Here is a 2,317-nt window from a genome sequence, read left to right on the forward strand (position 1 = left end):
ATGAACTATGAAACAGGGTTCCAACTAGGTGTAATGGAAGCTAGGTTGAAGAAGATGAGAAAACAACGTGATGAGTACAAGAAGCAACGAGATGAGCTTATTGGGGATATGACGGAAGTTAAGAGAAAAGCAAAAGCATTTGATGAGATAGATAATCTGATTTATGAAGTATTCGAAATGATGAATTGCTTTAAATTCAGTTTTATCAATGAAAATAAAGAGCTTATCCTCGATAGCGAATCAAATATTTTCTTTTCACTAAAAGATTGCGCTAACAAATTAGATTTAGTTGTTAAATTTATTCATTGGGTTAGCAGATGTTGTATTGAAAATATATCTCCTGAAAGAACACAGGTTTTTTTACAAACAGGTTTCGAACTTTATATTGGCAAACATTTAACAAATAATGATTACGAATACATGTATAAATGCTTTGGTAACGGATTAAATAGTGATGGCGCATATAGTTATGCCAGAAGATTATTAAATATTTCGGAGGGTTAAAAATGACTGTAGATAAAAAAAGCGTTGAAAAATTTAAAAAACATATCAAAGAGCTGGAGAAGAAAGCAAGCGCATGGGATAGGTATTGCAAGAGCGTTGAAAAAGATTTAATAAACGAATTTGGCAATGATGATGAAAGAGTTAAATTTGGAATGGAATTAAACAATAAAATTTTTATGGAGGAAGACACTAATGAATAATCGCGAACAAATCGAACAGTCTGTTATAAGTACTAGTGCGTATAACGGCAATGACACAGAGGGATTACTGAAAGAGATTGAAGACGTGTATAAGAAAGCGCGAGCGTTTGATGAAATACTTGAGGGAATGACAAATGCTATTCAACATTCAGTTAAAGAAGGTATTGAACTTGATGAAGCAGTAGGGATTATGGCAGGTCAAGTTGTCTATAAATATGAGGAGGAACAGGAAAATGAGTATTAGTGTAGGAGATAAAGTATATAACCATGAAACAAACGAAAGTCTAGAGATTGTGCAATTGGTCGGAGATATTAGAGATACACATTATAAACTGTCCGATGATTCAGTTATTAGCATTATAGATTTTATTACTAAACCAATTTATCTAATTAAGGGGGACGAGTGAGTGGAATGGAAACGATTAAAAAATGTGGTGCCGCACCCAGTTATCAAAAATAAAAACTTAAAGTCGGTATACGTAACAAAAGATAATGTGAAAGAGGTTCAAAAAGAATTAGGTTTCTTTGAAATTTTTAATGAAGAAGTGTTATTAACTGGATTTTTATCATTTCAAAGGATACCTATTTACATTATTTGGATTAATCCTAAATCTCATAAGACGCCTAGATATTACTTTGCTAACGAGCATGAGATTGAAAGATATTTTGAATTTTTGGAGGACGAGTAAATGCTTGAAATCATCGACCAACGTGATGCATTGCTAGAAGAAAAGTATTTAAACGACGACTGGTGGTACGAGTTAGATTATTGGTTGAATAAACGCAAGTCAGAAAATGAACAGATTGATATTGATAGAGTGCTTAAATTTATTGAGGAATTAAAACGATAGGAGATAACGAATAAATGAATAATTTAACAGTAGATCAATTAAAAGAACTTTTACAAATACAAAAGGAGTTCGACGATAGAATTCCAACACTTAATTTACAAGATAGTAAGATTGCATATGTAGTTGAATTCTTTGAATGGTTTAATACATTGGAAACGTTTAAGAACTGGAAGAAGAAACCAGGTAAGCCGTTAGATGTTCAGTTAGATGAACTAGCGGACATGTTGGCGTTTGGTTTGAGTATTGCGAATCAAGTAGGAGTGTCATCAGAAGAGATAAAAGAAGCGATTGAATCAAGTTTTAAAAATAAAGAATTTCACAACATGTTTAATTTTAAAGATAAAGAATTTGCTCAAGATGCCGTTGTTAGTACACCACAGATAATATTTAAAGAATTTTATCCCGACCAATTGGCAATTGTTATAGCGATAGACATAGCTTACAACTTATATTCAATCAACCAACTCATTGACGCATACAAAAAGAAAATGGAGCGAAATCATGCAAGACAAGATGGAACAGCAGACACAGAAAAAGGTTACGTGTAAAGACATCTTAGATCGAGTCAAGGAGGTTTTGGGGAAGTGACACAATATTTAGTCACAACATTCAAAGATTCAACAGGACGTAAACATACGCACATAACTAAAGTTAAGAGTAATCAAAGGTTTACAGTTGTTGAGGCAGAGAGTAAAGAAGAAGCGAAAGAGAAGTACAAGGCGCAAGTTAAAAGAGATGCAGTTATTAAAGTGGGTCAGTTGT

The 2,317-nt window shown here is 32.9% G+C and carries 8 protein-coding genes; all 8 read left to right on the forward strand.

What is annotated here, in order from left to right:
- On the forward strand, nt 1–504 hold a 504-nt coding region (locus IDG63_RS14115), incomplete at its 5' end, for a hypothetical protein (RefSeq protein ID WP_031928724.1).
- Between the two features lie 2 nt (nt 505–506).
- Nucleotides 507–704 (forward strand): hypothetical protein, encoded by a 198-nt coding sequence (locus IDG63_RS14120; RefSeq protein WP_094321643.1) that lies wholly within the window; start codon nt 507–509, stop codon nt 702–704.
- Entirely contained in the window at nt 697–948 is a 252-nt protein-coding gene (higB, locus tag IDG63_RS14125; protein ID WP_086095941.1) for a type II toxin-antitoxin system toxin HigB, read from the forward strand. The genes IDG63_RS14120 and higB overlap by 8 nt, the downstream gene beginning before the upstream one ends.
- Complete coding sequence (higA, locus tag IDG63_RS14130; protein ID WP_000028424.1) at nt 938–1,111, forward strand: type II toxin-antitoxin system antitoxin HigA; 174 nt, start codon at nt 938–940, stop codon at nt 1,109–1,111. The genes higB and higA overlap by 11 nt, the downstream gene beginning before the upstream one ends.
- Complete coding sequence (locus IDG63_RS14135; RefSeq protein WP_000454994.1) at nt 1,112–1,393, forward strand: hypothetical protein; 282 nt, start codon at nt 1,112–1,114, stop codon at nt 1,391–1,393. It begins immediately after the preceding gene.
- A complete protein-coding gene (locus IDG63_RS14140; RefSeq protein ID WP_000889682.1) occupies nt 1,394–1,555 on the forward strand; it encodes a hypothetical protein in 162 nt (53 codons plus the stop codon). It begins immediately after the preceding gene.
- 14 nt (nt 1,556–1,569) lie between these two features.
- Nucleotides 1,570–2,103 (forward strand): dUTPase, encoded by a 534-nt coding sequence (locus IDG63_RS14145; RefSeq protein ID WP_086095940.1) that lies wholly within the window; start codon nt 1,570–1,572, stop codon nt 2,101–2,103.
- A 36-nt stretch (nt 2,104–2,139) separates the two neighbouring features.
- On the forward strand, nt 2,140–2,317 hold a 178-nt coding region (locus tag IDG63_RS14150; RefSeq protein ID WP_206176464.1), incomplete at its 3' end, for a DUF1381 domain-containing protein.

It is taken from the genome of Staphylococcus sp. EG-SA-14 (assembly GCF_017151935.1).
GTDB classification, from domain to species: domain Bacteria; phylum Bacillota; class Bacilli; order Staphylococcales; family Staphylococcaceae; genus Staphylococcus; species Staphylococcus aureus.